The 25,756-nt window shown below is 60.7% G+C and carries 26 protein-coding genes and 1 pseudogene; 10 read left to right on the top strand and 17 right to left on the bottom strand.

Annotated elements, in window-relative coordinates:
• Positions 1–49: 49 nt before the first annotated feature.
• Complete coding sequence (locus QQJ98_RS14865; protein WP_284326130.1) at positions 50–724, top strand: thiamine diphosphokinase; 675 nt, start codon at positions 50–52, stop codon at positions 722–724.
• Here QQJ98_RS14865 and QQJ98_RS14860 read toward each other — a convergent pair.
• From QQJ98_RS14860 to QQJ98_RS14845, 4 genes are all read right to left on the bottom strand, one after another.
• Entirely contained in the window at positions 663–1,583 is a 921-nt protein-coding gene (locus QQJ98_RS14860) for a DMT family transporter (RefSeq protein WP_284326129.1), read from the bottom strand. The two genes, QQJ98_RS14865 and QQJ98_RS14860, sit on opposite strands and share 62 nt — an antisense overlap.
• Positions 1,584–1,790: 207 nt before the next feature.
• Complete coding sequence (locus QQJ98_RS14855; RefSeq protein WP_284326128.1) at positions 1,791–3,170, bottom strand: L-serine ammonia-lyase; 1,380 nt, start codon at positions 3,168–3,170, stop codon at positions 1,791–1,793.
• 13 nt (positions 3,171–3,183) lie between these two features.
• On the bottom strand, positions 3,184–3,822 hold the full coding sequence (locus QQJ98_RS14850) for a glutathione S-transferase family protein (RefSeq protein ID WP_284326127.1): 639 nt from the start codon (positions 3,820–3,822) through the stop codon (positions 3,184–3,186).
• A gap of 319 nt (positions 3,823–4,141) precedes the next feature.
• Entirely contained in the window at positions 4,142–5,470 is a 1,329-nt protein-coding gene (locus tag QQJ98_RS14845) for an Nramp family divalent metal transporter (protein ID WP_284326126.1), read from the bottom strand.
• A 145-nt stretch (positions 5,471–5,615) separates the two neighbouring features.
• Between QQJ98_RS14845 and rpiA the strand changes: the two genes are divergently transcribed.
• The 5 genes and pseudogenes from rpiA to QQJ98_RS14820 all read left to right on the top strand — a co-directional run bounded on the left by rpiA (position 5,616) and on the right by QQJ98_RS14820 (position 11,700).
• Positions 5,616–6,404 (top strand): ribose-5-phosphate isomerase RpiA, encoded by a 789-nt coding sequence (rpiA, locus tag QQJ98_RS14840; RefSeq protein WP_284326125.1) that lies wholly within the window; start codon positions 5,616–5,618, stop codon positions 6,402–6,404.
• Position 6,405: 1 nt separating this feature from the next.
• A complete protein-coding gene (gene gor, locus QQJ98_RS14835; RefSeq protein ID WP_284326124.1) occupies positions 6,406–7,764 on the top strand; it encodes a glutathione-disulfide reductase in 1,359 nt (452 codons plus the stop codon).
• 87 nt (positions 7,765–7,851) lie between these two features.
• Entirely contained in the window at positions 7,852–9,036 is a 1,185-nt protein-coding gene (gene hflK / locus QQJ98_RS14830) for an FtsH protease activity modulator HflK (RefSeq protein ID WP_284326123.1), read from the top strand.
• Positions 9,033–9,917 (top strand): annotated as a pseudogene (gene hflC / locus QQJ98_RS14825) (protease modulator HflC); the annotation flags it as partial. The gene hflK and the pseudogene hflC, both read left to right, overlap by 4 nt.
• Before the next feature lie 385 nt (positions 9,918–10,302).
• Positions 10,303–11,700: a Do family serine endopeptidase gene (locus QQJ98_RS14820; RefSeq protein WP_284326223.1), complete on the top strand. Its 1,398-nt coding sequence runs from the start codon at positions 10,303–10,305 to the stop codon at positions 11,698–11,700.
• Positions 11,701–11,747: 47 nt separating this feature from the next.
• On the opposite strand, the gene QQJ98_RS14815 is transcribed toward QQJ98_RS14820, so the two are convergent.
• Genes QQJ98_RS14815 through QQJ98_RS14805 form a run of 3 tightly spaced genes read right to left on the bottom strand, consistent with a single transcriptional unit; the run spans position 11,748 to position 13,396 of the window.
• Positions 11,748–12,173: a hypothetical protein gene (locus tag QQJ98_RS14815; protein WP_284326122.1), complete on the bottom strand. Its 426-nt coding sequence runs from the start codon at positions 12,171–12,173 to the stop codon at positions 11,748–11,750.
• 36 nt (positions 12,174–12,209) lie between these two features.
• Positions 12,210–12,866, bottom strand: coding sequence for an HD domain-containing protein (locus QQJ98_RS14810; protein WP_284326121.1), 657 nt, complete (start codon positions 12,864–12,866; stop codon positions 12,210–12,212).
• Entirely contained in the window at positions 12,863–13,396 is a 534-nt protein-coding gene (locus tag QQJ98_RS14805; RefSeq protein WP_284326120.1) for a peptidoglycan-binding domain-containing protein, read from the bottom strand. The genes QQJ98_RS14810 and QQJ98_RS14805 overlap by 4 nt, the downstream gene beginning before the upstream one ends.
• Before the next feature lie 257 nt (positions 13,397–13,653).
• Between QQJ98_RS14805 and QQJ98_RS14800 the strand changes: the two genes are divergently transcribed.
• Positions 13,654–13,977: a 2Fe-2S iron-sulfur cluster-binding protein gene (locus QQJ98_RS14800; RefSeq protein WP_284326119.1), complete on the top strand. Its 324-nt coding sequence runs from the start codon at positions 13,654–13,656 to the stop codon at positions 13,975–13,977.
• 75 nt (positions 13,978–14,052) lie between these two features.
• On the opposite strand, the gene QQJ98_RS14795 is transcribed toward QQJ98_RS14800, so the two are convergent.
• Positions 14,053–14,655, bottom strand: coding sequence for a GNAT family N-acetyltransferase (locus QQJ98_RS14795; protein ID WP_284326118.1), 603 nt, complete (start codon positions 14,653–14,655; stop codon positions 14,053–14,055).
• Positions 14,656–14,897: 242 nt separating this feature from the next.
• Between QQJ98_RS14795 and QQJ98_RS14790 the strand changes: the two genes are divergently transcribed.
• Positions 14,898–15,251 carry a cupin domain-containing protein gene (locus QQJ98_RS14790; protein ID WP_284326117.1) on the top strand — a complete coding sequence of 118 codons (354 nt, stop codon included), beginning with the start codon at positions 14,898–14,900 and terminating at the stop codon, positions 15,249–15,251.
• 135 nt (positions 15,252–15,386) lie between these two features.
• On the opposite strand, the gene QQJ98_RS14785 is transcribed toward QQJ98_RS14790, so the two are convergent.
• From QQJ98_RS14785 to QQJ98_RS14775, 3 genes are all read right to left on the bottom strand, one after another.
• Positions 15,387–16,025, bottom strand: a complete 639-nt coding sequence (locus QQJ98_RS14785) for an SDR family NAD(P)-dependent oxidoreductase (protein WP_284326116.1) — start codon at positions 16,023–16,025, stop codon at positions 15,387–15,389.
• Positions 16,025–16,459 carry a DUF1178 family protein gene (locus QQJ98_RS14780; protein ID WP_284326115.1) on the bottom strand — a complete coding sequence of 145 codons (435 nt, stop codon included), beginning with the start codon at positions 16,457–16,459 and terminating at the stop codon, positions 16,025–16,027. Before QQJ98_RS14780 ends, QQJ98_RS14785 begins: the two co-directional genes overlap by 1 nt.
• 148 nt (positions 16,460–16,607) lie before the next feature.
• Positions 16,608–17,090 carry an NUDIX hydrolase gene (locus QQJ98_RS14775; protein WP_284326114.1) on the bottom strand — a complete coding sequence of 161 codons (483 nt, stop codon included), beginning with the start codon at positions 17,088–17,090 and terminating at the stop codon, positions 16,608–16,610.
• 237 nt (positions 17,091–17,327) lie between these two features.
• Here QQJ98_RS14775 and QQJ98_RS14770 point away from each other — a divergent pair, with 237 nt between their 5' ends.
• Entirely contained in the window at positions 17,328–18,236 is a 909-nt protein-coding gene (locus QQJ98_RS14770; protein ID WP_284326113.1) for a glycosyltransferase family protein, read from the top strand.
• Complete coding sequence (locus QQJ98_RS14765) at positions 18,233–19,207, top strand: Stealth CR1 domain-containing protein (RefSeq protein WP_284326112.1); 975 nt, start codon at positions 18,233–18,235, stop codon at positions 19,205–19,207. Before QQJ98_RS14770 ends, QQJ98_RS14765 begins: the two co-directional genes overlap by 4 nt.
• A gap of 48 nt (positions 19,208–19,255) precedes the next feature.
• Here the strand turns inward: QQJ98_RS14765 and QQJ98_RS14760 are convergent, their stop codons facing one another.
• From QQJ98_RS14760 to QQJ98_RS14735, 6 genes are all read right to left on the bottom strand, one after another.
• On the bottom strand, positions 19,256–20,680 hold the full coding sequence (locus QQJ98_RS14760) for an amidase (RefSeq protein WP_284326111.1): 1,425 nt from the start codon (positions 20,678–20,680) through the stop codon (positions 19,256–19,258).
• 140 nt (positions 20,681–20,820) lie between these two features.
• Positions 20,821–21,846: an extracellular solute-binding protein gene (locus QQJ98_RS14755; protein WP_284326110.1), complete on the bottom strand. Its 1,026-nt coding sequence runs from the start codon at positions 21,844–21,846 to the stop codon at positions 20,821–20,823.
• Positions 21,847–21,874: 28 nt separating this feature from the next.
• Positions 21,875–22,900: an extracellular solute-binding protein gene (locus QQJ98_RS14750; RefSeq protein WP_284326109.1), complete on the bottom strand. Its 1,026-nt coding sequence runs from the start codon at positions 22,898–22,900 to the stop codon at positions 21,875–21,877.
• Between the two features lie 82 nt (positions 22,901–22,982).
• Positions 22,983–23,786: an ABC transporter permease gene (locus QQJ98_RS14745; protein WP_284326108.1), complete on the bottom strand. Its 804-nt coding sequence runs from the start codon at positions 23,784–23,786 to the stop codon at positions 22,983–22,985.
• On the bottom strand, positions 23,776–24,687 hold the full coding sequence (locus tag QQJ98_RS14740) for an ABC transporter permease (protein ID WP_284326107.1): 912 nt from the start codon (positions 24,685–24,687) through the stop codon (positions 23,776–23,778). The genes QQJ98_RS14745 and QQJ98_RS14740 overlap by 11 nt, the downstream gene beginning before the upstream one ends.
• Positions 24,688–25,755: an ABC transporter ATP-binding protein gene (locus QQJ98_RS14735; protein ID WP_284326106.1), complete on the bottom strand. Its 1,068-nt coding sequence runs from the start codon at positions 25,753–25,755 to the stop codon at positions 24,688–24,690.
• Position 25,756 lies beyond the last annotated feature (1 nt).

Genomic DNA, 25,756 nt, shown 5'->3' with positions numbered 1-25,756 from the left:
GTTCACGGCATGGGGTTTGTGCCGCAATTCGAGGAACAGTATCGGGATTATGCAGGTGATTGTCGACTCTTTGCAGGGGGTAACTTTGGCGGGCGGCGGGCCGTTCGGCAAAGCTCAGCTTGCCCGTGCCTTGCGGTTTGCACCAAGAATTGTTGGGGCTGATGGTGGGGCCGACCGGCTTTTGGCCTTGGGGGCGAAGCCCGAGGCGGTGATTGGCGACATGGATTCGATCTCGGATCAGGCCAAAGCGCAGATGGCGGGGCGGTTGTTTCCGATTGCAGAACAAGTCACCACCGATTTTGACAAGGCCTTGCGCTCGATCCGCGCGCCATTCGTGCTGGGAATCGGCTTTGCGGGGGCGCGGCTGGATCATGGTCTGGCGGTGCTGAACACTTTGCTGCGCCACCCGGATCAGCGCTGTCTGGTGATCTCGCCACAGGACGTGATCTTTCTGGCACCTTTGCAGCTGCAGATGGACCTGCCGCTGGGCAGTCGGTTTTCGCTGTTCCCGATGGCCCCGGTGACCGGGGAAAGCGAAGGGCTGCGCTGGCCGTTGCAGGACCTGCACTTTGCGCCAGATGCGATGATCGGCACCTCGAACGAGGTTTCGGGGCCGGTGCAGTTGCGGTTCTCGGCCCGCAAGATGCTGGTGATCCTGCCGATCAGATCTCTGCAGGCAGCACTGATCGGGCTTGGCGTAGGGTCTGACGCTCGCGGTGGATGATATACAACCCCGAGGCCACGATGATGGCGATGCCCAGCCAAGTCAGCGCATTTGGGAAATCGCCGAACACCAGATAGCCCAGGATCACGGCTGAGACGATTTCAAGGTAATGCAGCGGGGCAAGCGTCGAGGCAGGCGCAGATTTCAGCGCCATCGTCATGCACAAATGCGAAGCCGCCGCCCAAAACCCCACGCCAAACAGCCAAAGCCAGTTCAGCCCTTCGGGCATCACCGGGTCCAACTCGGCGATGCCAGTGCCATTGGCCCATAGCATCACCGGCAAACAGATCACCCCACCGGCAATCGAGGTATGCAGCTGTTGGGTGACAGGATGCATACCGGTGGCGATGGCTTGGGTGATCAACATGTAAAGCGCAAAGCTGAATGCCGTCATCAACGGATAAAGCGCGGTGGTGCCGTATTGGGTGATCGACGGCTGGATCACCAACATCGCCCCGGCAAAGCCGACGATCGAGGCCGCAATGCGGCGCGGGCCAATCGGGTTGCCAAACAGCAAATGCCCAAGCAGCAGCAGAATGAACGGCTCGATAAACACAATCGCCAGCGCATCGGCAATCGGCATCACCTGAACCGCAGCAATGAATCCATAGGTTGAAATGATCAGCAGCGCCGAGCGCAGGGTGATCAACATCGACGTCTTGCGATCAATCCGCAGCGGCAATCGCATCAGCAGGGCAATCGGCAGCATCAAAGCGCCCTGCACCAAGAACCGCGCCGTGGTGATCTGGCCCACCGGAATAGCGGCGGTGGCGAGTTTCGATGCGGTGTCCAGCAACGGCGCCAAGACACAAAACGCAAGCATCAGCAGGATGCCGGGAATGATACGATCATTGTTCATGCAGCATGGCTAGCTGGGGCTGCGTGCGCTGTCCTGCCTGAAACCGACCCTGCGCCGGCAGGATTTGCTCTTTTAAAAATACTCAATCTGCACCGCTGCCCGCAGCATCCCGCCGCAATCCTGTCGCGGCGGCAGCCCCCTCATCCCGGCGAAGGCCGGGGGAGGGGAAAACATCTGCCGCGCAAGCGGCACCGCTGGATCAGCGTTTCAACAATTTGGCACGTTGACAGCAAGGCCCCCAAGCGAGGTCTCTTTATACTTCTCATGCATGTCATGCCCCGTCTGCCGCATCGTCTCGATGCAGACATCAAGTGACACCAGATGCTCGCCATCGCCGCGCAAGGCGAGGCTTGCGGCAGACACCGCCTTGATCGCGCCCAAACCGTTACGCTCGATGCAGGGCACCTGCACCAGCCCGGCGACCGGATCGCAGGTCATGCCAAGGTGATGCTCCAGCGCGATTTCGGCGGCGTTTTCTACCTGCATCACCGTGCCGCCCAACACTGCGGCAAGTGCCGCCGAGGCCATTGCGGCGGCAGAGCCGACTTCGGCCTGACAGCCACATTCCGCCCCTGAAATGCTGGCATTGTGCTTGCAAAGCCCACCGATGGCCGAAGCGGTCAGCAGAAACTCCCCGATCTTCTGCGTGCTCGCCCCCGGTACATGATCCAGATAATAGCGCAGCACCGCAGGCAACACGCCCGCCGCGCCATTGGTTGGTGCCGTCACCACCTGACCCCCCGCCGCGTTTTCCTCGTTCACCGCCATCGCGTAAAGCGACATCCAGTCGTTGATCGTATGCGGCGCTGTCATGTTCAGCCCGCGCTCTGCCAGCAGCGCATCATGGATGCCCTTGGCCCGCCTGCGCACTTTCAGGCCACCGGGCAAGATGCCCGTGCCCTCCATCCCGCGCGAGATGCAGGAATTCATCACCTCCCACAGCCGGGCGATGCCACGGTCGATCTCGGCCTTGGAGCGGAATTTCAACTCGTTCGCCAACTTCATTTGCGCAATCGACAGACCCGATGCCTTCGCCATCGCCAACATCTCGTCGGCGGTCTCGAATGGGTAGGGCACGTCGGCCTTGGCTTTGGATTTGCCCGCACCTGCGTCGGCAAGTTCTGCCGCGCTCAGCACAAAGCCGCCACCGATGGAATAATAGATCTCTTGCAAGATCACGTCGCCCTGCGCATCGGTGGCTTTCAGCATCATGCCATTGGCATGGCCGGGCAAGGCGGGGCCGTAATCAAAGTTGAGATCGGCTTTGGGGTCAAAGCGCAGCGGCGGCAGCCCCTCGGCGTGGATCGTGTGGGTCTCCGCGATTGCGGCAAGCGCTTTCTCGGCCTTTTCAGCATCATAGGTTGCCGGGTGAAACCCTGCGAGGCCAAGAATGGTGGCGCGGTCGGTGGCATGGCCTATGCCGGTGAAGGCAAGGCTGCCGTGCAACGAGGCTTTGACGCCGGCAAACTGAAACGGCGAGGCCCGCATCAGATCCAGAAACCGCGCGGCGGCGACCATTGGCCCCATGGTGTGAGAGGAAGACGGGCCGACGCCGACTTTGAACATGTCGAAAACCGAAAGAAACATGCGGGCGGTCCGATCAATAAGGATGGGTGAAGATGGCGTCGCCCAAAGCCTCGGCCTGGGCGCAGGCGCGGGCGGCGGGCGTGACTTCAAGCGCTGCAAGGATCTTGTGCAGGCTTGGGTAACTGGCGCTTGGGCAGGGCTCTGACAGCCAGCGCATCAGCACCGCGATGTAATATCCCAAGACCGAAGGCGTGGTGGACAACCAGTCGGGGGCGTCAAGCGCCACCATATTCTCCAGCGTCGCCATCAACTCTTGCAGGGTCGCCGCGGCCTGTGCCTTGACCGCATCGGCATTTTCAACACCTGCGACGCGGTGCGGGTAGTAATACTGCATCGCCACCGGATGCAGGTTGTTCGAGGTGAAGAACAGCCAGCTTAGAAACGGCCCGCGCTGCGGCGTGTTTGGCGCAGGGGCCAGTTTGCCCGCAATTTCCGCCAGATGCAGCAGGATCGCGGCGGTCTCAAACATTGTGGCGTCCGGGGTCTGCAGCGCAGGGATTTTGCCCAAAGGCTGCAGCTTGCGGTAGGCCGCAGTGTCAAGCGCACCGCCATCGCGATCAATGGGCGCGATCTGATAGGGCAGGCCAAGCTCTTCCAGCACCAGTCGTACGATCAGGGCTGCCGAGTCGGGGGTATGATGCAGGATATACATGCGGGCTGGCTCCTTTCGCGCCAATATGGCGCAAGGCCCACCGGTTAGCATGCAGAAAGCGACACATTACGGTGCGCAGCGGCGGCAAGGAGGTGGTTGTGCCATTTCATCTGTTTTCTAAATATCCCCGCCGGAGGCTCCTGCGGCCAGTATCGGAAGCCTCCGGCGGGGATATTTAGAAAACAGATGAATAACTTACGTCAAAAATTCTGCGGCGGCCAAGTCCCGTAGGGACGAGGCCGCCGGTCGCGGGACGCAAATGTTAATCTTGTTTTAGTCTATTTAGACGTTCTAGCCGATTGCGCGCGGGCCTGCGGGATCAGCCGATGAAATCCCACAGCAGTTTGGCGTTCAGCGCGATGATCACCACGGCGATCAATATGGCCAGCGCGACCAGCCAGCGGGGCGCTGCCAATGCCCCCATCTTGGCGCGGTCGGCGGTGAACATCACCAAGGGCACCACCGCGAAGGACAGCTGCAGCGAGAGAACCACTTGGGTCAGGATCAACAAGCGCCCCGTGCCAGCGCTGCCGTAATAAAGGGTGACGCCAGCGGCGGGGACGATGGCGATGGCGCGGGTGATCAGGCGGCGCAGCCATGGCGCAAGGCGGATTTGCAAAAAGCCTTCCATCACCGCTTGACCTGCAAGGGTGGCGGTGACGGTGGAGTTCAGCCCGCAGGCGAGCAAAGCGATGGCGAAGAGGGTGGGGGCAATGCCCGAGCCAAGCAGCGGGCCCAGCAACTGATGCGCGTCGCCCAGTTCGGCGACCTCGGTGCGGCCCGAAGTGTTGAACGAAGCCGCTGCAAGGATCAGGATCGAGGCGTTGATCAGCAGCGCAAAGCACAGCGCTACCGTGCTGTCGATGGTGGCGAATTTCAGCGCCTCGCGCTTTTCGGGGATCCTGTCGCCGTAGTCACGGGTTTGCACGATGGCAGAGTGCAGATAGAGGTTGTGCGGCATCACCGTCGCCCCAAGGATGCCAAGGGCAAGATACAGCATCTCGGGGTTGCGCAGGATTTCGGTGGTGGGGGCAAAGCCTTTGATCACATCGGCCCAGACCGGATCGGCAAGGGCAATCTGGATGCCGAAGCACAACGCAATCACGCCCAACAGCACGATGATAAAGGCCTCTAGCCAGCGGAAGCCTTTGGTTTGCAACCACAAGATCAGGAACACATCCAATGCTGTGATCAGCACACCCAGCTCCAGCGGGATGCCGAACAACAAGTTCAGGCCGATGGCGGTGCCGATCACCTCGGCAATGTCGGTGGCGATGATGGCGATTTCAGCGGCCAGCCACAACGGGATCGAGATATAGCGCGGGTAGGCGTCGCGGCAGGCTTGCGCCAGATCGCGCCCCGAGGCGATGGCAAGCCGGGCGCACAGCGATTGCAGCACAATTGCCATCAGGTTGGAAATCAGCGCCACCACCAGCAACGTATAGCCAAACTTCGAGCCACCGGCGAGCGAGGTCGCCCAGTTGCCGGGGTCCATATAGCCGACCGCAACCATATAGCCCGGCCCAAGAAAGGCAGCAAAGCGGCGCCACGCGCCTTTCGGCAGGGTCACCGAGCGGTGGACATCGGCAAGGGGGGCATCGCCCCGGGGTTGTTTCCAGTCTGCGGTCAGATCAAACGGCGATTTCATGGCGACTTTCTAGATATTGAGAATTATTCGCAATGTAGACTTGGCGTGAAACCTGTCAAGCCCTCGCTTGATGCAAAAGGCGATTCCCCTCTCGCCCGATGCGCCTGCTTTGCCTATAAGGGCGCAACAGTGTCAGGAGCCGCCCATGCCAGCCGAACTTTCCCCCATCGACAAAGCCAAATTCGTCGCCGCCAAGCGCGCGGTGGATTTCATTGAAAGCGGCATGAAGGTCGGGCTTGGCACCGGATCAACCGCCGCATGGATGGTGCGCTGTCTGGGAGAGCGGGTGCGTCAAGAGGGGTTGAAGATTGTTGGCGTTCCGACCAGCACCCGCACAGCCGAGCTTGCGCGGCAATGCGGTATCCATGTGACATCACTGGATGAGGCGAAATGGCTGGATATAACCATTGATGGCGCGGATGAGTTTGACCAGAATCTTGCGCTGATCAAAGGTGGCGGCGCGGCTTTGTTGCAGGAAAAGATTGTGGCGACCGCCAGCGATCAGATGATCGTGATTGCCGATGCCGCCAAAGAAGTGCAGCAGCTGGGCGCGTTTCCGTTGCCGATTGAGATCATTCCGTTTGGCTGGCAGACCTCGAAAGCATTGGTTGAAGAAATGCTGGTGTCGATGGATGTGCTGGCGCGCGATGTCACCTTGCGGATGAATGGCGAGCGGCCCTTGGTGACGGATGAGAGCAATTACATTCTGGACTTGCATCTGAAGCGCATCAGCAATCCGCGCCAGTTGGCGTTGGTGTTGAACCAGATCCCGGGGGTGGTTGAAAACGGGCTGTTCATAGATATCTGTGACATTGTGATCATCGGCCATGGCGACGGCAGGGTGACGGTGCGTGATATCAACTCGGGGTCTGAAACCGACGATCAGATTTTGTTTGCGCCGACGGATAATATCTTCGCTGATCTGGGGGAATAGCGTGTTCGACTACGATCTTTTCGTCATCGGCGGTGGCTCGGGCGGGGTGCGGGCGGCGCGGATTGCCAGCGCTGAGGGCGGTGCCAAAGTGGCGCTGGCCGAAGAAAGCCGGATGGGTGGCACTTGCGTGATCCGGGGCTGTGTGCCGAAAAAGCTGATGGTGTTCGCGTCGGAGATGCCTGAGGCGGTGGCGGATGCGCGGGCTTATGGCTGGGATGCGACCGTGGGCGCGTTTGACTGGGGGCGCTTTCGCGGATCGCTGGATCGGGAACTGGATCGGCTCGAGGCGGCCTATCGCAACACGCTGAAATCGGCGGGGGTGGTGATCTATGATGCCCGCGCCGTGGTGGTGGACCCGCACCGGGTGCGCTTGGCAGATGGGCAAGAATTCAGCGTCAAGCATATCCTGATTGCCACGGGCGGGCGGCCCTTTGTGCCGGACGTGCCGGGGGCGGAGCTGGCGGTGACCTCGAACGAGATGTTCCACCTTGAGGCTTTGCCGAAGCGGGCTTTGGTGGTGGGCGGCGGCTACATCGCCAGCGAATTCGCCTGCATCCTGCATGGTTTGGGCGTGCAGGTGACGATGATGTATCGGGGCGCTGCGATTTTGCGCGGCTTTGACGACGAGGCCCGCGCTACGGTGGTGGCGGCGATGACCAAACGCGGCATTGCTGTTCAATGCGGCGTTGATGTGGCGCGGCTGGAGCAGGCGGCGGGTGGCATTGCGGTGCAAGGCACCGATGGTTCGGCGCAGGAATTCGATCTGGTGATGTATGCCACCGGGCGCAAACCTAACTCGGGCGGTTTGGGGCTTGAGGCTTTGGGCGTTGGCATCGGTGCGCGCGGCCAGATACTGGTCGATGAATGGTCGCAGACGGCGGTGCCGTCGATCTATGCCGTGGGCGATGTGACGGATCGGATCAACTTAACTCCGGTTGCGATCCGCGAGGGCCATGCGTTTGCCGATACGGTATTCAGGGGCGTGCCCACCAAAGCCGATCATGAACTGGTGGCGTCGGCGGTGTTCACCCAGCCGGAGTTGGGCTCGGTTGGGCTGTCGGAAGAGGCGGCTAAAGGTAATGGGCCGATTGAGATTTTCAGCGCCAGTTTCCGGCCGATGCGCAGCCTGTTTGCGGGGCGCACAGAAGACCGGGTGTTGATGAAGCTGGTGGTCGATCAGGCCAGCCAGAAGGTGCTTGGTTGCCATATCGTCGGGCCCGGTGCTGGGGAAATGATCCAGCTTGCAGCGATTGCGGTGAAGATGGGGGCGACCAAGGCCGATTTTGACCGCACGGTGGCGGTGCATCCGACGGTGTCGGAAGAGCTTGTCACCATGCGCAAGCCAAGCAGAGTGGTGTGATGCGGCAATTTGCGCAGGGTATCTGCTTGATTTTCCGCGCCGAGTGCCCAATTCAGGCAAAAGCATAACAGGACGAAAGGTTGATCAATGGCGGGTAGCGGCGGCCCTTGGGGCGGAAATGGCGGTTCTGGTGGGGATGACCGGAATGGCCAGCGGCCAGAGGGCGAGCGACCGGGCGACCGGAATGGCCCGCGTCCGGGTGGCCGTAAGCCGGGCGAAGGCCCGCAGATGCCCGAGATTGATGAGCTGATGAAAAAAGGCCAGGAACATCTGCGCGTGCTGATGGGCGGGCGCGGTGGCGGCAATGGCCGTGGGCCTGTGGGCGGCGGCGGTGCCGGGCCGATGTTCAGCAAGCAGGGCATTGCGCTGGGCGTTTTGGCCGTGCTGGTGGCTTGGGGCTGGACCTCGGCTTACACCGTGAAGCCGGAAGAGCAAGCGGTGACGCTGATGCTGGGCAAGTTCAGCGGCGTGTCGGAAGAGGGTCTGCATTTCGCGCCTTGGCCGGTGATGACGGCGGAAATCGTGGAATCTCGCAAGCAGCGCACCACCGATATCGGCAACGGGGCTGCGGGCGAGTTGGACAACGGCCTGATGCTGACCCGCGATCAGAACATCGTGGATATCGAGTTTCAGGTGGTCTGGAACATCAGTGATCCGTCGAAATTCCTGTTCAACCTTGCCGACCCGGAAGACACCATCCGGGCGGTGTCCGAATCTGCAATGCGCGACATCATTGCGCGTTCGGAACTGGCGCCAGTGCTGAACCGTGACCGGGGTGTGATTGCATCCGAAGTGACTTTGGCGATCCAGAACACGCTGAACAGCTATGATGCGGGCATCAGCGTCATCCGGGTGAACTTTGACAAGGCCGATCCGCCGCGCGAGGTCATCGACAGCTTCCGCAAGGTGCAAGCCGCCCAGCAGCAGCGCGATCAGCTCGAAAAGCAGGCCGATGCCTATGCCAACACCGCGACCGCAGGCGCGCGTGGTCAAGCCGCTCAGCTGCAACAAGAGGCCGAAGGCTACCGGGCGCAAGTGGTGAACAACGCGCAGGGTGAGGCCAGCCGCTTCCTGTCGATCTATGCCGAATATATCAAGGCGCCAGAGGTCACCCGCAAGCGGATGTATCTGGAAACGATGGAGAAAGTCTTAGGCGGCATGAACAAGGTGATCCTTGACGGCGTGGCGGGCAAAGACGGGCAGGGCGTGCTGCCCTATCTGCCGCTGGATGCTTTGCCGAAACCTGCTGCGACAACCGGAGGGTCAAACTGATGCGCGCGATCTATATTCTTCCCGGCCTGATCCTGGCCGGAGCGCTGCTGCTGTCTTCGGTTTTCATCGTGGACGAGCGTGAAAAGGCTTTGGTCTTGCAGTTCGGTGAAGTGAAGCAAGTGGTGGACCAGCCCGGTCTGGGGTTCAAAATCCCCTTCGTGCAAGATGTGTTCCGCTATGACGACCGCATCCTTGGGCTGCCAACGCAGCCGTTGGAAGTGACGCCTCTGGACGACCGCCGCTTGGTGGTCGATGCCTTCGCGCGCTGGCGGATCGTTGATCTGGAAGCCTTCCGTCGGGCTGTTGGTTCTGGCGGCGTTGACGCTGCGCGCAGCAACCTCGACAAGATCATCAATGCCGAGATCCGCGAGGTTTTGGGTGGGGTGAACAGCCAGAAGGTGTTGTCAGAAGACCGGACAACCCTGATGAACCAGATCCGCGACAATGCGCGTGCCAAGGCAAAGGGCCTCGGCGTGGATGTGATCGACGTGCGGCTGACCCGCACCGATCTGCCCGAGCAGAACCTTGAAGCCACCTTCGCACGGATGCGGGCCGAGCGGGATCGTGAAGCCGCCGACGAAATCGGTCGCGGCAACGAGGCTGCGCAGCGGGTGCGGGCAACTGCAGATCGCTCTGTCGTTGAAGTGGTGTCCGAGGCGCGCAAGCAAGCCGAAATCGTGCGCGGTGAGGCAGACGCCACCCGCAACGCGATCTATGCCGATGCGTTTGGCAAAGATCCCGAGTTCTTTGCCTTTACCCGGTCGTTGACCTCGTATGAACGCGCATTGCAGGCGGGCAATTCGTCGATGGTGATGCAGCCAGACAGCGAATTCTTCGACTATCTGCGCACCGAAAAGGCGCCGGCTGCGGTGCCTGCTCCGTAGTCCAAGTTGGTCAGGATGAACCAAAAGGGCCAGCGATCGCGCTGGCCCTTTTGCGTGCGGATCGTGCAAATTCCGGCGCTGTTTGGCGCAAGGTTGCAATAGCGCTTGCGCCAAGGCTCACGTCGGTGACAAATTCATTCACGCAGGCTTGAGATGGCGCGATCTGGTTTGCATTGCAGATTTTGGCCCATAAATGAATATGCGGACAGTGATCCGACGGGGCCGAAGGTGTGACACCCGGACCTGCTATACGAAAAGGAGTTCGGACGTGCTTCATACTTCCCCCGCGCCAGTTTCCAAATCCGCGCGTGCGCTGACAGTTCCGACTTTGACCACGCCAAAGCGGCCCCGGCTGCTGCTGGCGCTTGGTCTTGGCCTGACGATGGCGCTGGCAACTGGCCCCGCGCATCAGGCCATGGCGTTCGGCGCACCCGAAAGCTTTGCTGATCTTGCGCAACAGATCAGCCCTTCGGTCGTCAACATCACCACATCGTCGATGGTGGCGCAGGCGACGGACGGCAATCCGATGGTGCCGCCCGGCAGCCCATTTGAAGATTTCTTCAAGGATTTCATGGACCAGAACGGCCAGGGCAACAACGAGCCGCAACGCTCCGAGGCTTTGGGCTCGGGCTTTGTGATCAGTGCTGACGGCTATATCGTGACCAACAACCACGTCATTGAGGGCGCGGATGATATCGAGATTGAATTCTTCTCGGGCAAAAAGCTGAAGGCGAAACTGGTCGGCACTGACCTCAAAACCGACATCGCCTTGTTGAAAGTCGAAAGCCCAGAGCCGCTGCCGTTTGTCGGCTTTGGCAATTCCGACAAGATGCGGGTCGGCGATTGGGTGATGGCGATGGGCAACCCGCTGGGGCAGGGCTTCTCGGTGTCGGCCGGGATCGTGTCGGCGCGCGGGCGCGAGTTGAGCGGGGCGTATGACGATTTCATCCAGACCGATGCTGCGATCAACAAGGGCAACTCGGGCGGGCCTTTGTTCAACATGGACGGGCAGGTGGTGGGCGTGAACACCGCCATTCTGTCGCCCACAGGTGGCTCGATTGGCATTGGCTTCTCAATGGGTTCCAACGTGGTGTCGCATGTTGTGGATCAGCTGAAGGAATTCGGCGAAACCCGGCGCGGCTGGCTGGGCGTGCGGATTCAGGATGTGACGCCGGATGTCGCCGAAGCGATGGGGCTGACCGAGGCCAAGGGTGCCTTGATCACCGATGTGCCGGACGGCCCGGCCAAGGCCAGCGGCATGCTGGCGGGCGATGTGATCCTGACCTTCAACGGCAAGGAAATCACCGATGTGCGCAGCTTGACCCGCACCGTCGCTGACAGCCCGATTGGCGAGGAAGTTCCCGCCGTGGTGCTGCGCGATGGCAAGCAGCAGACGCTGCAAATCAAGCTTGGCCGTCGTGAGACCGATGAAGAAGGCAAGCCGGTGCCCGCAGCGCAAAAGGACACTCCGGTAGAGCCACAAAAGACCGAAGTGCTGGGGCTGACTTTGGTGCCGGTGGATGATCAGGTAGCCAAGGATCTGAAGCTGTCCAATGGCGCGACCGGGCTTGCGGTAACGCATGTCGATGGCAGCTCGCAAGCGGCGGAAAAGGGCGTGATGCCGGGCGATGTGATCGTCGAGGCCGGCCAGCAAAAGGTGATGAAGATCAGCGATCTGCAAGACCGGCTGTCTGAAGCCAAAGCGGCGGGTCGCAAGTCGATCCTGCTGTTGGTGCGCCGCGAAGGCGATCCGCGGTTCGTGGCGCTTTCGGTCGAGTAAGCGCAAACGGGTGATATTGAAACGGCGGCGGGGAAACCTGCCGCCGTTCAGCTTTTCGCCGACACCGTAGGCAACAACCGGGCTTGCGCCCGCGTGCCCAAAGCAAATCCGGTGCAGGTGATCACAGCGCAGGTGCCAAAGGCCAGCGCCAGCACGGCAAGGGCGGTGGCGGGGCGGCTGGCAAACAGCCGCAGCAGATCGCGCGGATCGGCCTTGGCCACCAGTTGCAGCAGCAGGGTGATGCAGGAAAGCCCAATCAAGCCCAGCACCGCGCACCACAAACCATAGCCGATGATCTGCCGCAGCGTGGCTGCGCACTGGGTGTGCGCCACTAGCAGCGCACCGCTTGACCGGGCCGCGACCAGCAGCGGCAGCACCACCACCAAAGCCGTGCCAAAGCTGAGTTGTGCGCGGATCATCGTCTCAAACATCGTCACCAGACTGACAATCGCCACCGCGGTTAGCAGCAACATCGCCAGAAATCGCAGGCCAAGCCGGGTCAGCATTGCTTAGCCGATCTCGGCCAGCAACCGGGTGCGGAAAGACAGCATCCATTCGGCACGCTCTGATGCCATCGCGCGCCCGGGGGCGGTTTGCATGGTATCGACCAATTTCATCAGCTTGGTGTCAATATGATCCAGCGCGAAAGCGCGGTCGTCGCGCGCGCGGTGCAGCGCCATCGGATCATCGGCATCAAACAGCCCGCCACCCATCTGACCCGCAACATGGAACATCCGCGCGATGCCGATGGCACCCAAAGCCTCTAGCCGGTCGGCATCTTGCAACACGCGGGCCTCGGGGGTCATTGGGGTGATGCCAGCAGAAAAGCTATGTGCGGCAATGGCATGGCCGACGGCGGACAGCTTTTCTTCGGCAAAGCCATCGGCGCGCAGAAAATGGCAGGCGGCCTCGGCGGACAGGGTCGAGGCGCGGGCACGCTCGGGATGCGATTTCGGCAGATTGACCAGATCGTGGAACATGCAGGCCGCCAGCAGCACCGCCATATCGCAAGGCTCGTCCATCGCGATCAGCTTGGCGCGGCCCCAGACCCTGCGCAAGTGGCCCAGATCATGCGCGCCATCGGCAGGATGTGCCGCCCATTGCCGGGTGACTTCGGCCTCGTATCGGGTTTGTGCGGCGGCAAGGTTCATCGTGGGCAGGGTCATAGCGTTGATACATCCGTTGCAATGATGCCAAGTTCTTTCGCCGCCGCCAGTGACAGCGCCGGGCTGTCAAGGCCGCGATCGGCCTGAAACCGCCGCACGGCCTCGGAAGTGGTGGCATCCATCACCCCAGTCACGGCCGCCATATAAAGCCCACGCGCTTTCAGCGCGCGTTGCAGGGTGGCGACAAAATTGACGGTCATGTCCTGCGGGCAGGGCGCGCGGAACCAGACTTCTTCGTGATCCTGCACCAGCCGCTGATGCGTTTTGGTCTGATAGGTTGCAGGCGTCGTCACCTTGCCCGTCGCATCGCGCTTCTCATCCGTGACCACGATCTGTTCGGTGGTGGTTTCGATCACCGCCGGGGTGGTGTCTTTCGCCCAGCATTTGCCATCAGCATGTGGCGGCTGCGCGCCCTCACTCAGGCGCATCAGTTCAACGCCAAGATCGCCGACCACAGGCGCGCTGACGGCCACCTGCTGCGCACAGGCTGCAAGCGCCCAAGCGCAGATCAAACAGATGTGAAATCTCATGCCATGCCCGTATTGCCGCCCGGTTCGTCCAGACGTGGTTGGCCGCATAATACCCGCAAATCATGCCTGTGCAAAGCGGCGTTCTGGCATGCCTTTTTGCGGGCCTGCTGTGGTGACAGAATGTGGTCTGACGCAGGGGTTGTTTTGCGGGGACGGCCTCTGGCAAATGCTGTGGATTTGGCCTATGTCACAGCAAAGCGCCCCTTGCTGTGACAGCTTGGGCCAATCGCATGGGCAGGCAAGGTTAGGATAGCAGAATGGCCAAGATCATCTACGTTGAATTCGGCGGCAAGGAACATGTGGTCAATGTCGCAAACGGCTTGACCGTGATGGAGGGCGCGCGTGACAACGGTATTCCGGGCATCGAGGCCGATTGCGGTGGCGCCTGCGCTTGTTCGACCTGCCATGTCTATATCGACCCGGCTTGGGTCGACCGTCTGCCTGCCAAAGATGCGATGGAAGAAGACATGTTGGATTTCGCATGGAACCCCAATCCCGCGACCTCGCGCTTGACCTGCCAGATCAAAGTCACCGATGCGTTGGATGGCCTGCGGGTTCAGATGCCGGAAAAGCAGATCTGATCCATTCAGGGTCTGCACTACATTCAGCGCGCAGCCCTGTCGGCTTGCGCGCTTTTTGCTGTTCGGGGGGGGAGTTCAAGCCACGGATTTTGTGTATAAAATCCATTCTGCCGCATCGACCTGCCAGTCGTCCTTGACCACCGCGCGGCGGGCCAGTTCGCGAAAACCCTTGCCGGTGTAAAGGCGGCGCGCCTCCGCGTGGCTGTCAGCGGCGATCAGGCTAATGGTATCATGACCCGACGCGCGGGCGATTTGTTCGGCATGGGCCAGCAGCGCGCTGCCCGTGCCCCTGCCGCGAAACGGCTCGTAGGTGGCCAGCACGTTCAGATACCACGATCCGGGGGCCAAAGCCTCTAGCTGCATCAGCGGCACGAAGATTGCCGGGGTATCGGGGGCGATCGGGCTGGGCTCGGCCTCGGCGGGATAGCCCAGCAGACAAGCCGCCACCGCGCCGTCAACTTCGGCCAACCAAGCGTTGCGATAAGAAAAGCTGCCGGTTTCGCGGGCGGCGCGCTCTTTGCCATAAGCCCAAGGGTCCCCCGACGCGCCGACGGATTTTTGCCAGAAATGCAGCGGCAGATCATCGGCCGCCATATTGATGAAGCGCGCAAGATGTTCAGCATCGCCCGGCATGGCTGCACGGATGGCTGCTTTTGCTTCGCGGATCGACACGCCCATGGCACCCTCATCTTTCGCTAAATCTGCTTGGGGCCCGCGTCACCCTGCGCGCCGTGGCGACGTTATGCCCGATCCGCAGGCTTGATCCAAGCCTTCAGCTTGGGGATAGGGCGGTGGGAGGCAACCTCCCCCCGCACCCCCCTCTGGCCTCCACTGCGGGCCCGCAATCGCAGGCTCTTGTCAGTCTGGTGCTAAGGTCTTACCAAAACAGCCAAACCCGACATTATTCTGGAAGGACTGACATGGCTGATATGGTTTTCCGCTTTCCCGCCCCCGGCCCCGAGCCAATGCTGACCGATCTGGAGGGCTGGACCAAGATCGAAGGCAACCCGACGATGAAAACCTGGGTGCAGCACACCTCGATCGACGGCAGCGTGATCAGTGGCACTTGGGCGGCGACCTTGGGCAGCTGGCACACGGTGTATAAATTCTACGAATTCGTGCATCTGATCGAGGGGCAAATCACCATCACCCCCGATGGCGGCAGCCCTGTTACGCTTCGCCCGGGCGATGGCTTTGTGGTCGAGCCGGGCTTCAAAGGCGTGTGGAAGATCGAACAGCCGGTCAAAAAGCATTTCTGCATCAAACTAAGCTAGGATGTAGGGCGTATGCGCCGGCTGCCCTGATTGTGGGGGTTATGCGGTGGCAACAAACGCTTGGTGATCGCAGATCCGGCAAGGGTGTCTGGGGAAACCCTTGGCCACCAAAGCCAATTCAACCCGCGCGTGGCCTTAAAATGGATGCGCGCGGCCATCCCAGGTTTCAAAGCAGCCCGTGGTTGCCAGCGACAGCGCAGCAAAGCGCGCGGCAAGCCCAAGCGCTGATTGCGCTTCGGTAATATCCGCGCCCGCGCCACCCATATCGGTCTGGGCCCAGCCCGGATGATATATCCCCACCGCAATGCCGCGCCCTTTAAGATCGCTGGCCAGATTGCGCCCCAAATTCAGGGCCGCAGCCTTTGAGGCGCGGTAGATATAGCTGCCACCGGGGGCCAGAGTATCCGATGCCATCTGCGATGAGATGATTGCGATCTTGCCGCCCGCCCGGGCCAGTGCGGGCAACAGTGCTTGTACACTGAGAAACACCCCCGTCACATTGGTGGCAAAGCCTTCGGCCCATAACGCTGGCGCATAGCCATCGTCCAGACGCTGGCCGCGATCCGGGTAAACCCCGGCATTGCAGATCAACAGATCAAGCGTTTCAACGCTTTGCCCCAACGCCTGCTGACCTGCGGCATCGGTCACATCCAGTCGGATCAGGCCTTGCGACGCGCTGCGGCTGGTGCCGATCACCGTTTCCCCCGACGCGCGGTAATGCTCAAACAACGCCCGGCCAATGCCGCGATTGGCCCCGGTGATCAAAGTGGTCATCAATTGGCCTTTCTGGGGGGCATGAACGGCAGGGGCATGACCTGCACGCCATCCTCGATCAAAGCGCGGGCCTCGTCGGCCTTGGCCTCGCCGTAAATCGCGCGGCTGTCGATATCGCCGTCGTGCATCCGCCGCGCCTCGGCTGCGAAATTCAGCCCGACATATTCCGAGTTCGCCTCGACCTGCCGGCGCATCTCGGCCAAGGCCGCTTCCAATTCTGAGGCAGGTTCGCTGAGCTTTGGCCGCGCCGCGACCTCACCTGCTTTGCGGGCAGGGCGCACTGCCGGGGCCATCAGAGTTTTTTCAATTGCGGTATCACCACAAAGCGGACAAACGATCTGACCCGCCGCGCGCAGGCTGTCATAGCCCGCCGCAGACTGGAACCAGCTGTCGAAATCATGAGATTTGCTGCAACGCAGCGCATAGTGGATCATGCTTTGGCCAAACCGAAAGGACGCATCTTATCTAAGCAAGGTGCGCCGCTTTTCAAGCACTGGCAAGGGCTTGCGAGTGCAGGGGTTTGCCAGTGCTGGGGATTAGAAGCGCAGGGGCTTAGAAACGCAGTGCCTAATGGGGAAAGGCTTATTGGGCGACAAGCAGCGCGGGCTGTGCCGCCATATCGGCGCTCAGCCCGGCCAGCACCATCCGCAGCTGCGGCTCGTTCACCTTGCGCGCGGCTTTGTCGGCGGCAAACCACTTGCGGCGACGCTCTTTCCGCTCGGGGAATTTGTCGGCGAGCTCTGACACCCGCAAGGCAAACACCTCAACCGCACATTCGCAGCTGCGCTTCGGTGTCAGCAGTTTGACATAGTTGAACTGGCCAAGCGATGTCTGCGCAATCTCACCGCGCACCCCAGCCTCTTCCCACGCCTCTTGCATCGCAGCCTCGGAGGGCGAGCGTTTGTCCATCGGCCAGCCCTTGGGGATCACCCAGCGCCCGGTGTCGCGGCTGGTGATCAGCAGCACTTCGACCTTGCCACGGTGCATCCGCCAGCACAAAGCGCCATATTGCACAGGGCATGCTTCGGCCTGTGGTGGCGGCACTGCGGCTAGGGTCTGGGTCATCTGATCGGCCTCACTCGTATTATACGCTGCGGTTCTTCAGAGCCGCGCTTAGGCTCTATATGGCATATTGCTTAAGCTTTGCATAGGATTGGCCGCGATTTGTGGGTCAAATCCAGTTACAAAACTGTTACATTCGCCCAGATTTTGCGCAAAACCCGTCATATCGGCTGCCCGCGCAAGGAATTGCGGCGCTGGGCGTCTTGCGGTAAAGCTGGCCTGCCGCAACCGGAGACCAAAGTGCCCGCACATCTCGCACCCGATCCGCTGACGACCAGCCCCGCCGTAAAAGTCGCCTGCATCACCACGGTGCGCAATGACCGGATTTTTCTGCGCAAATGGATCGACTATTACGGCGGCAATTTCGGGCGGCAATCGCTGTTTGTGATCATCGACGGCTTGGATGAAACCATTCCGGCCGGGTTCGAGGGCGTCAACTTTCTGCATCTGCGCCACCGTGACTGGGCGGCAGAGGTCAGCAATGTGCCGCTGCGCCGGGTCGTGATGGAACATAATCGCAGCCGCGCGATTTCCGATCTGGCGCGGACGCTGTGGCGCTATGACTACGATGCGGTGATCGCCACCGATGTGGATGAGTTTCTGGTGGCAGACCCCGCCCGCCACGCCAGCCTTGATGCGTTCATCCAAAGCCACAAGCCGCGCACGGCAACTCTGTCGGGTATGGGCCTTGATGTGGTGCAGGATCTTAAATCGGAACCCGCGATTGATCCGTCGCAGCCGTTTCTGGCGCAACGCCGGGTGGCGGTGGTGTCCAACGCCTATACCAAGCCGGTGTTGGCCTTCAAACCGATCACTTGGGGCGCGGGGCTGCACCGGGTCAAGCGGCGCAATTTCCACATCCATCCTGATCTTTACATGTTCCATTTCGGCATGATTGATTACGAGACGGCGATGGGCCGCGCCAATGATCCCAACCTGATCGCGGCAGGCTGGGGCCCGCATATGCAGCGCCGCGAAAGCCTGTTCCGCATGGTCGAAGCTGCCACCCCGACTCCCGCCGAACCCCTGCTGGATGACTTTCGCAGCCGCTTGACGTGGAAACGTCGCCTGCTGGCCTGGAACAAGCCTGCGCCGCTGCCCGGCCCGCCGGTGGTGCTGATCCCCCAAGGCCTGCGGTCGGTGCTGTGAGCGAGCCGATTGATGCGGTGCTGACATGGGTAGACGGCGAAGACCCCGCCCATGCCGCCAAACGTCGGGCCTATGATCCGGGCTTTGGCGCGGCAGGCGTCGAGGCCACCCGCTTTGCCAGCCGCGACGAAATCCGCTTCAGTCTGATGGCGCTGCTGAAATTTGCACCATGGCTGCGCTGCATCCACATTGTCACCGATGGCCAAACCCCGGCGGTCGTGTCCGAACTTTGGGCCGCCGATCCGGCAAACCGCACGCGGGTGAAGATCGTCGATCACAAAGTGATCTATGCGGGGCATGACGCGATGCTGCCGGTGTTTTCCAGCCGCTCGATCGAGACAGCACTTTACCGCATCCCCGATCTGGCAGAGCGTTTCTTGTATCTGAACGATGATTTCTTTCTGATCCGCCCGGTGCAAGTCGCTGATTTCTATACGGATCGCGGGCCAGTGCTGCGCGGTCGCTGGATGAGCCGCGCTTATGGGCTGGCGGTGCTGTTGCAACGGATCGTCGGAAGGTTGAAAGGGCGCGGCAAGGATTGGCGGCCCAGCGGCTTCAAGGCAGGCCAGTTGAACGCGGCGCGATTGGCAGCACCGGGGCTGCGGTTTTTCAGCTTTGGCCATATCCCGCATCCGCTACGCCGCTCCACCTTTCAGCGGTTTCAGGCGGCGCATCCTGGGGTGATCGAGGCGAATATGGCGCGGCGTTTCCGGCATGGTGCGCAGTTCAACCCCACCAGCCTCGCCTGCCATCTAGAACTTGCTGCAGGCAGTGCCACAATCGCGCCGGCAGACAACACGGTATACTTCCGCGCCGATGTCGACAAACCCCAGCGCATCCGCGAGAAAATTGCCGAGGCTGAGGCCCGCGCGGATGTGCTGTTCATCTGCGTAAACAGTCTGGATCAGGCCAGCGCCGAGGTGCAGGGCGATATTCTGGCCTATTTGCACCGCACCATTCTGCAGCCCTAAAGCCTGTCTGATTTTGGCGAAAACAACAGCTTCGCCACCAGACACGCGCTAGGCAGGCCTTTCGCTCAGCTTTGGCGGCTGCTTGCCTGGCCAATCTGTCGCCAGATGATAGGCTTGCCCCATCGCCAGCACGGCGGCATCCGCCCCCACCGGGCCCGCGATCTGCATGCCCATCGGCAGACCATTGCTGCCAAAGCCCACCGGGACGTTCAGCGCGGGCAAACCGATCAGGCTGATCGGAATGACCACCTCCATCCAGCGGTGATAGGTGTCCATCGCTTGGCCATTGATGCTCTGCGGCCAGCGCCACTCGACGGGGAACGGCCAGACCTGCGCCGTCGGCAACACCACCGCGTCGAATTTCTGGAACAGCTTGGCCATGTGGGCATAATAGCGGCTGCGGATCACGCTTGCTTCATAAACAGCCTGCGCAGACATGCCGCGACCCTGCTCGATCTCCCAGATCGTCTCAGGTTTCAGCTGCGCACGTTTGCTGGTATCGTCGTAAAGCGCCTTCATGCCACCCGCATTCAACATCGCGCGCAGGGTGGTCCAAGCCTGCCACAGCTTTGCAGCCGGGAAGGGGGGGGCGATGGCCTCGATCTGCGCGCCCTGATCGGCAAACACCTGCAAACCGGCCTCGCACAATTGCAAGATCCCCGGCTCGCACGGATAGGCACCGCCCCAATCGCCCAGCCATGCAATCCGCCTGCCCCTCATATCCATGGAAAGCTGCGCTGCAAAATCGCGTCCATCGCGGCCAAAGGGCACCTCGGGGTTTACCCCGGCCTGCACCGACAACAGGTTGGCCAGATCTTCCACATCGCGCGCCATCGGCCCTTCTGTCGCCAAGGTCCGCAGAAAGGTGTCTCCTTCGGCATCGGCGGGCACCAAGCCCCAACTGGGCCGAAAGCCGTAGACGTTGCAAAATGCCGCCGGATTGCGCAAAGAGCCCATCATATCAGAGCCATCCGCCACCGGCACCATCCGGGCGGCCAGTGCCGCCGCAGCGCCCCCTGAAGATCCGCCTGCGGTGACGGTCAGATCATAGGGGTTGCGGGTGACGCCATGCACCGGGTTGAATGAATGGCTGCCATGGCCCCATTCGGGCGTGTTGGACTTGCCAATGAAAATCGCCCCAGCCGCCCGCATCCGGGCCGCCAACAAATCATCCGTCATCGGCACAAAATCCGCAAACAACGGCGAGCCATAGGTGGTGCGCAACCCCTTGGTCGCACAAAGATCCTTCACCGCCAGCGGCAACCCATGCAGCCAACCCAAGGGCTTCGCATCATCCATCGCCCGCGCTTCGGCCATCAGATCATCATCGTTGCGCAGGGAAATCACCGCATTGACCACGCCATTGGTCGCTGCAATCTGCGCAAGATGATCGGCCATCACTTCGGAGGGGGCGACTTTGCGCGCCGCAATCATCCGCGCCAGATCAGAGGCCGACCTCTTGTGCAAAGCCATCTTGGCCATCCTGTGTGCAAATTTTAGGGGGGGAATGTGGGGAGGGTTGGAGGGGGCGGATGCCCTCTCCAAATTTGTGCGGCTTGCAAAGAAGCGGGGGGCTCAGCACCCCCCGCACCCCCGCTGTCACCGCAGCCTGCTTACTTTTGCAGTTCCGTCCAGATCGCGGTCATGTATTCCTGCGCTTTCGGCGAGCAGGTCGGCAGGAAATGGCCCGAGGCTTTGAACTCTTCTGGGACCACCACTTCCGGCGCGGTTTTCATGTCTTCCGGCATGAACGCATCCGACCCGGCAATGCCGTTGGCATAGCGCGCGAACGACGAAATCATCGCGGCGTTTTCCGGGATCATGATGAAATCAAGGAACTTGTAGGCTTCCTCGACATTCTGCGCGTCTTTCAGCAGCGCCACCGAATCCATAAACAACGGGAATCCTTCTTTCGGATAGCCGTATTTCACATCCGGGTTCGCCAGACGCACACGCATGGTCGAGCCGTTCCAGTTGACGCTTGCCGCCCAATCGTTGTTCGACAGCTTTTCAGTGGCGCCGTAATCCATCGACAACCAATCGGGCTTGGCGGCCACCAGCGCATCTCGGGCTTTCTTCAGCACTTCGGTATCTTCGGTGCAAGGCTCGCCGCCGACATACCAGAGTGCAAGGTTCACCACGTCGTTCATCTCGGGCACGACGTTGATTTTGCCCTTCAACTCGTCCGGCACATTCAGAAACACCGCCGAGGTGTTGATGTCGCCGCCATAAACCTTGGTGTTCACCGCGATCCCGGTCGAGCCCCACTGCCACGGAATCGTATGGGTGCGGCCCTTGTCCCAAGCCACATCAATCCATTCCGGCGCGATATTGCCTTTGTGCGGCAACTTGCTGTCATCCAGCGGCACGATCAGGTCTTTTGCCACCCAGATCGGCACATAGTTGGCCGAAGGCACCACCAGATCAAACCCCGACCCGCCCGCCTCGACCTTGGCCAAAGCCGCGTCGTTGCTGTCGTAATCGGTCACCGTCACCTTGATGCCGGTCTCTTTTTCAAACTTTGCCAGCAGTTCAGGGCTGGTGTAGTTGCCCCAGTTGAACAGCTGCAGCGTGCCTTCCGCCGATGCCAGCGAAGTGCTCGCCAGCAACAGAAGTGTGGCTGAGAATAGTTTTTTCATTGTCGTCTCCCTAGGTTTCGTCTCGTTGTTATTTTTGCAGATCGGTCCAGATTGCGGTCATGTAGTCCAGTGCCTTGCCCGAACAGGCGGGCAAGAAATGGCCAGCCGCTTTGAATTCCGCCGGGATATTGACCTCGGGTGCGGTCGCCATATCGGCGGGCATGAATTCGGTCGAGCCGCTGATGCCGTTGGGGTAACGCGCGAAGGCCGAGATCAGTGCCGCATTTTCTGGCAGGCTGATGAAATCGAGGAATTTATATGCCTCATCGACGTTTTTCGCATCGCTCAGCAACGCCACCGAATCCATCCACAAAGGATAGCCCTCTTTCGGATAGCCATAGACCACATTGGGGTTTTTCAACCGCGAGCGGAAGGTTTCGCCCGACCAGTTCACCGAGGCCGCCCAATCGCCGTTCGCCATGCGCTCGGTGGTGCCATAATCCATCGAAATCCAGTATTGCCGCGCATTGATCAGCGCATCATGCGCCTTTTTCAGTACCGCGACATCCTCGGTGCAGGGTTTGCCACCCGCCCACATCACCGCAAGGCCGACGACTTCGTTCATTTCGGGCACGACGTTGATCTTGCCCTTCAACTCTTCTGGTGGGTTCAGGAAAATTTCAGAGGTGTTCGGATCGCCCTTGTAGATCGAGGTGTCGACCGAAATCCCAGTCGTGCCCCATTGCCACGGGATCGTGTAGTTGCGGCCCTTGTCCCATTCCACATCCATCCATTCCGGCGCGATGTTGCTGTGGTGCGGCAGCTTGCTGAGGTCCAGTTTCTGGATCAGACCCTTTTCGACATAAATCTGCACGAAATGCGCCGAGGGCACCACCAGATCATAACCGCCACCGCCCGCCGACACTTTGGCAAGTGCGGTGTCATTGCTGTCGTAATCGGTGACCGTCACCTTGATGCCGGTTTCCTTTTCAAACTTTTCCAGCAGCTCCGGCGAGGTGTAATCGCCCCAGTTGAACAGGTTCAACTGGCCTTCGGCCGCAGCAATCGAGGTGGTGGATAACAGCAAGGAAAGGGCGAGCAGAGGCTTTTTCATCAGGCAGGCTCCGGTGTTGGACGGTGAGGAGGGACGTTTTTTATCGTTAAGCTTTTTTATCGTGGCACAGATGGTTGCAGGGTCAGTCGTTTTTGCGGGTCAGCAGGAAGAATGCGGTCAACAGCACAATGGTCAGCGCCAGCAGCATCGACGAGATCGCGTTAATCTCGGGTGTCAGCTGACGGCGCATTTGCCCCAGCATGTAGGTTGGCAAGGTATCTTGCCCGCCAGATTTGACGAATTCGGTGATCACCACATCATCAAGGCTGATCACAAAAGCCAGCATCGCGCCGGCGATCACACCGGGCAGCAGGATTGGCAAGGTCACATGGCGGAAGGTCTGCCACGGGCTTGCGTAAAGATCAGCTGCGGCGGTTTCCAGCGTCATATCCATGCCCTCTAGCCGGGCGCGGATCGGCAGATAGGCAAAGGGGATGCAGAAGGCGGCATGGGCAAAGATCACATAGCCGATGCCTTGGATTCCCGTCGCCTGCTTGATCATGCCAAACAGGATCAGCAGGGATACCGCGGTGACAATCTCGGGCACCATCAGCGGCTGGTTGATCATCACGTAGATAAAGGTCTGGCCCTTGAATGCCTTGCGCCGTGTGGTGCCCAGTGCCGCCATGGTGGCGACGGCCGTGGAAATCAGCGCAGCACAGACTGCGATCAGCAACGACCGGACCGTGGCATCTTTGACGGCGTCATTGTTCCACGCCTTCACATACCAATCCCACGAAAAGCCGCCCCAGATCGCCACCGATTGGCTGGCGTTGAACGAATAGGCCACCAGCGTCAGGATCGGCAGGTAAAGCGTCACGAACACGATCACCGCCGTGGCGGTAAAGCCGGGCAGCTTGGCGACCGAGAATGATTTAGTGGCCATGAGCAGTATCCCGATTTGCATATTTCACATAAATCAGCAGCGCTACCGTCACGATGATCAGCAGCGTCAGCGACAAAGCCGCCCCCAAGGGCCAGTTGCGCCCTTGACCGAACTGCAGATCAATAAAGTTGCCGATCATCATCTGCTTGCCGCCCCCCAGCACGCGCGGCGTCACATAAGCGCCCAAAGAGGGCACAAACACCAGAATAGAGCCAGCAATGATCCCCGGCTTTACAATCGGCAGGATGACGCGGCGCAACACCTGCCAGCGGCTGGCGTAAAGATCATAAGCGGCCTCCAGCAGCCGCATATCAAAGCGGTCGATGGCGGCAAACAGCGGCAACACCATCAGTGGCAGATAGACATAAGCCATGCCGATGAAGACCGCGGTATCGGTGTAAATGATGCGCAAAGGTTCCGAGATCAGGCCCAGCTTGATCAGCACGGTGTTCAGCAAACCCTCGTTGCGGATCACTTCGTTGATCGCATAGGTGCGGATCAGCAGGTTGGTCCAGAACGGAATAGTGATCAGAAACAACCACAAAGCCCGCGATTTTGCCGGACGGGTGGCGATGAACCAAGCGGTCGGAAAGCCCACAGCAAAGGTCAGCAGCGTGGTCAGCACCGACAGTTTGATAGAGCGCCAAAAGATCGTCACATTGGCGTCGGCCAGACCGTAAGTGTCGTCGAAAATGTCCTTGGTCCACAGGATGCCGCGCCATCCATCCAGCGAGAACGCCCATTCGATATTGCCGTATTGGCCGGGGGCAAGGAAGGAATACACCACCACGATCATCAGGGGCCCGACGGCAAACAGCGTCAGGATCACCAATGCCGGGGTCGATAGCAGCCAGCCGTTGCGGGTGGATTGCGCGGCTTGGGCTTTTTCAGCAGCGCTCATTCAATCCTCCAACACTTGGGCAGCACCGGGGGTAAAGCGCACGCCAACGGTCTGGCCCGCAGCCAATGCCGCCTCGCCCGTCACGTCTGACACCACACAAGCCTCAATCTCGGTGCCATCGGCCAGATGCAGCTGATAGTTCATGTCGGTGCCCATATAGACCACGCCGCGCACGGTGGCGGGCAGGGTGCCAGCCTCGGGGGTTGGGCTTAGCTTGACCTGTTCGGGGCGCACGGTGACGGTGACTTGACCGGCTTTGGTGCCAGCGGGGGCTTCAATCTGATAGCCGCCGGGCAGGGTCAGGGTGCTGCCATCCGAGGTGGCGGGCAGGAAATTCGTCTCGCCGATAAAGCTTGCGACAAAGCGATTGTGCGGCCGTGTGTAAATCTCGCGCGGGGTGCCGACCTGTTGCAGTTTGCCCGCCGACATCACGCCGATGCGGTCCGACATCGTCAGCGCTTCTTCCTGATCGTGGGTCACGAAAATAAACGTGATCCCGGTTTCCGTCTGCAAGCGCTTCAACTCGCCCTGCATTTCGCGGCGCAGCTTCAGATCCAGCGCCGACAATGGCTCGTCCAGCAGCAGCACTTTCGGCGACGGAGCCAAAGCCCGCGCCAAAGCCACCCGCTGTTGTTGGCCGCCCGAAAGCTGGCTGGTCTTGCGGCTGGCCATCGCCTCCAACTTCACCAAGGCCAGCATCCGGTCCACCGTGGCCTTGACCTCGGCCTTCGGGCGGCCCTGCATTTGCAGTCCAAAGCCGATATTCTGCGCCACCGTCAGATGCGGAAACAGTGCATAGCTTTGAAACACCGTATTCACCGGACGCTGGTTCGGCGGCAGGTAGGTGATGTCAGCGCCTTCCAGCAGGATTGTGCCAGAGGTCGGCATCTCAAACCCCGCGATCAGCCGCAGCAGCGTGGTCTTGCCGCAGCCGGAGGGGCCGAGCAGCGTAAAAAACTCGCCCTTGCGGATTTCAATGGATACGTCATTCAGCGCGCGCACCGCATTGTCGCCTTGCCCGAAGGCTTTCACCGCATTGCGGGCCTCAACGGCGTTTTGTTGGCTCAAG

The sequence above is a fragment of the Cypionkella aquatica genome (genome assembly GCF_030161095.1).
Classification (GTDB): Bacteria; Pseudomonadota; Alphaproteobacteria; order Rhodobacterales; family Rhodobacteraceae; genus Cypionkella; species Cypionkella aquatica.
Note: the sequence above shows the minus strand (reverse complement) of the source record. Positions and strands in the feature narration are given on the sequence as shown.

Coding starts and splice junctions, on each gene's coding strand:
- QQJ98_RS14860 (WP_284326129.1), bottom strand. CDS start 1,583: ATGAACAATGATCGTATCATTCCCGGCATCCTGCTGATGCTTGCGTTT.
- QQJ98_RS14805 (WP_284326120.1), bottom strand. CDS start 13,396: ATGAGATTTCACATCTGTTTGATCTGCGCTTGGGCGCTTGCAGCCTGT.
- QQJ98_RS14745 (WP_284326108.1), bottom strand. CDS start 23,786: ATGGCCACTAAATCATTCTCGGTCGCCAAGCTGCCCGGCTTTACCGCC.
- QQJ98_RS14815 (WP_284326122.1), bottom strand. CDS start 12,173: ATGTTGCTGCTAACCGCGGTGGCGATTGTCAGTCTGGTGACGATGTTT.
- QQJ98_RS14865 (WP_284326130.1), top strand. CDS start 50: ATGCAGGTGATTGTCGACTCTTTGCAGGGGGTAACTTTGGCGGGCGGC.
- QQJ98_RS14780 (WP_284326115.1), bottom strand. CDS start 16,459: ATGATCCACTATGCGCTGCGTTGCAGCAAATCTCATGATTTCGACAGC.
- QQJ98_RS14750 (WP_284326109.1), bottom strand. CDS start 22,900: ATGAAAAAGCCTCTGCTCGCCCTTTCCTTGCTGTTATCCACCACCTCG.
- QQJ98_RS14760 (WP_284326111.1), bottom strand. CDS start 20,680: ATGGCTTTGCACAAGAGGTCGGCCTCTGATCTGGCGCGGATGATTGCG.
- QQJ98_RS14795 (WP_284326118.1), bottom strand. CDS start 14,655: ATGGGCGTGTCGATCCGCGAAGCAAAAGCAGCCATCCGTGCAGCCATG.
- QQJ98_RS14785 (WP_284326116.1), bottom strand. CDS start 16,025: ATGACCACTTTGATCACCGGGGCCAATCGCGGCATTGGCCGGGCGTTG.
- QQJ98_RS14810 (WP_284326121.1), bottom strand. CDS start 12,866: ATGACCCTGCCCACGATGAACCTTGCCGCCGCACAAACCCGATACGAG.
- QQJ98_RS14845 (WP_284326126.1), bottom strand. CDS start 5,470: ATGAAATCGCCGTTTGATCTGACCGCAGACTGGAAACAACCCCGGGGC.
- QQJ98_RS14855 (WP_284326128.1), bottom strand. CDS start 3,170: ATGTTTCTTTCGGTTTTCGACATGTTCAAAGTCGGCGTCGGCCCGTCT.
- QQJ98_RS14740 (WP_284326107.1), bottom strand. CDS start 24,687: ATGAGCGCTGCTGAAAAAGCCCAAGCCGCGCAATCCACCCGCAACGGC.
- rpiA (WP_284326125.1), top strand. CDS start 5,616: ATGCCAGCCGAACTTTCCCCCATCGACAAAGCCAAATTCGTCGCCGCC.
- QQJ98_RS14775 (WP_284326114.1), bottom strand. CDS start 17,090: ATGACCCAGACCCTAGCCGCAGTGCCGCCACCACAGGCCGAAGCATGC.
- QQJ98_RS14790 (WP_284326117.1), top strand. CDS start 14,898: ATGGCTGATATGGTTTTCCGCTTTCCCGCCCCCGGCCCCGAGCCAATG.
- QQJ98_RS14820 (WP_284326223.1), top strand. CDS start 10,303: ATGGCGCTGGCAACTGGCCCCGCGCATCAGGCCATGGCGTTCGGCGCA.
- hflK (WP_284326123.1), top strand. CDS start 7,852: ATGGCGGGTAGCGGCGGCCCTTGGGGCGGAAATGGCGGTTCTGGTGGG.
- QQJ98_RS14800 (WP_284326119.1), top strand. CDS start 13,654: ATGGCCAAGATCATCTACGTTGAATTCGGCGGCAAGGAACATGTGGTC.
- QQJ98_RS14755 (WP_284326110.1), bottom strand. CDS start 21,846: ATGAAAAAACTATTCTCAGCCACACTTCTGTTGCTGGCGAGCACTTCG.
- QQJ98_RS14850 (WP_284326127.1), bottom strand. CDS start 3,822: ATGTATATCCTGCATCATACCCCCGACTCGGCAGCCCTGATCGTACGA.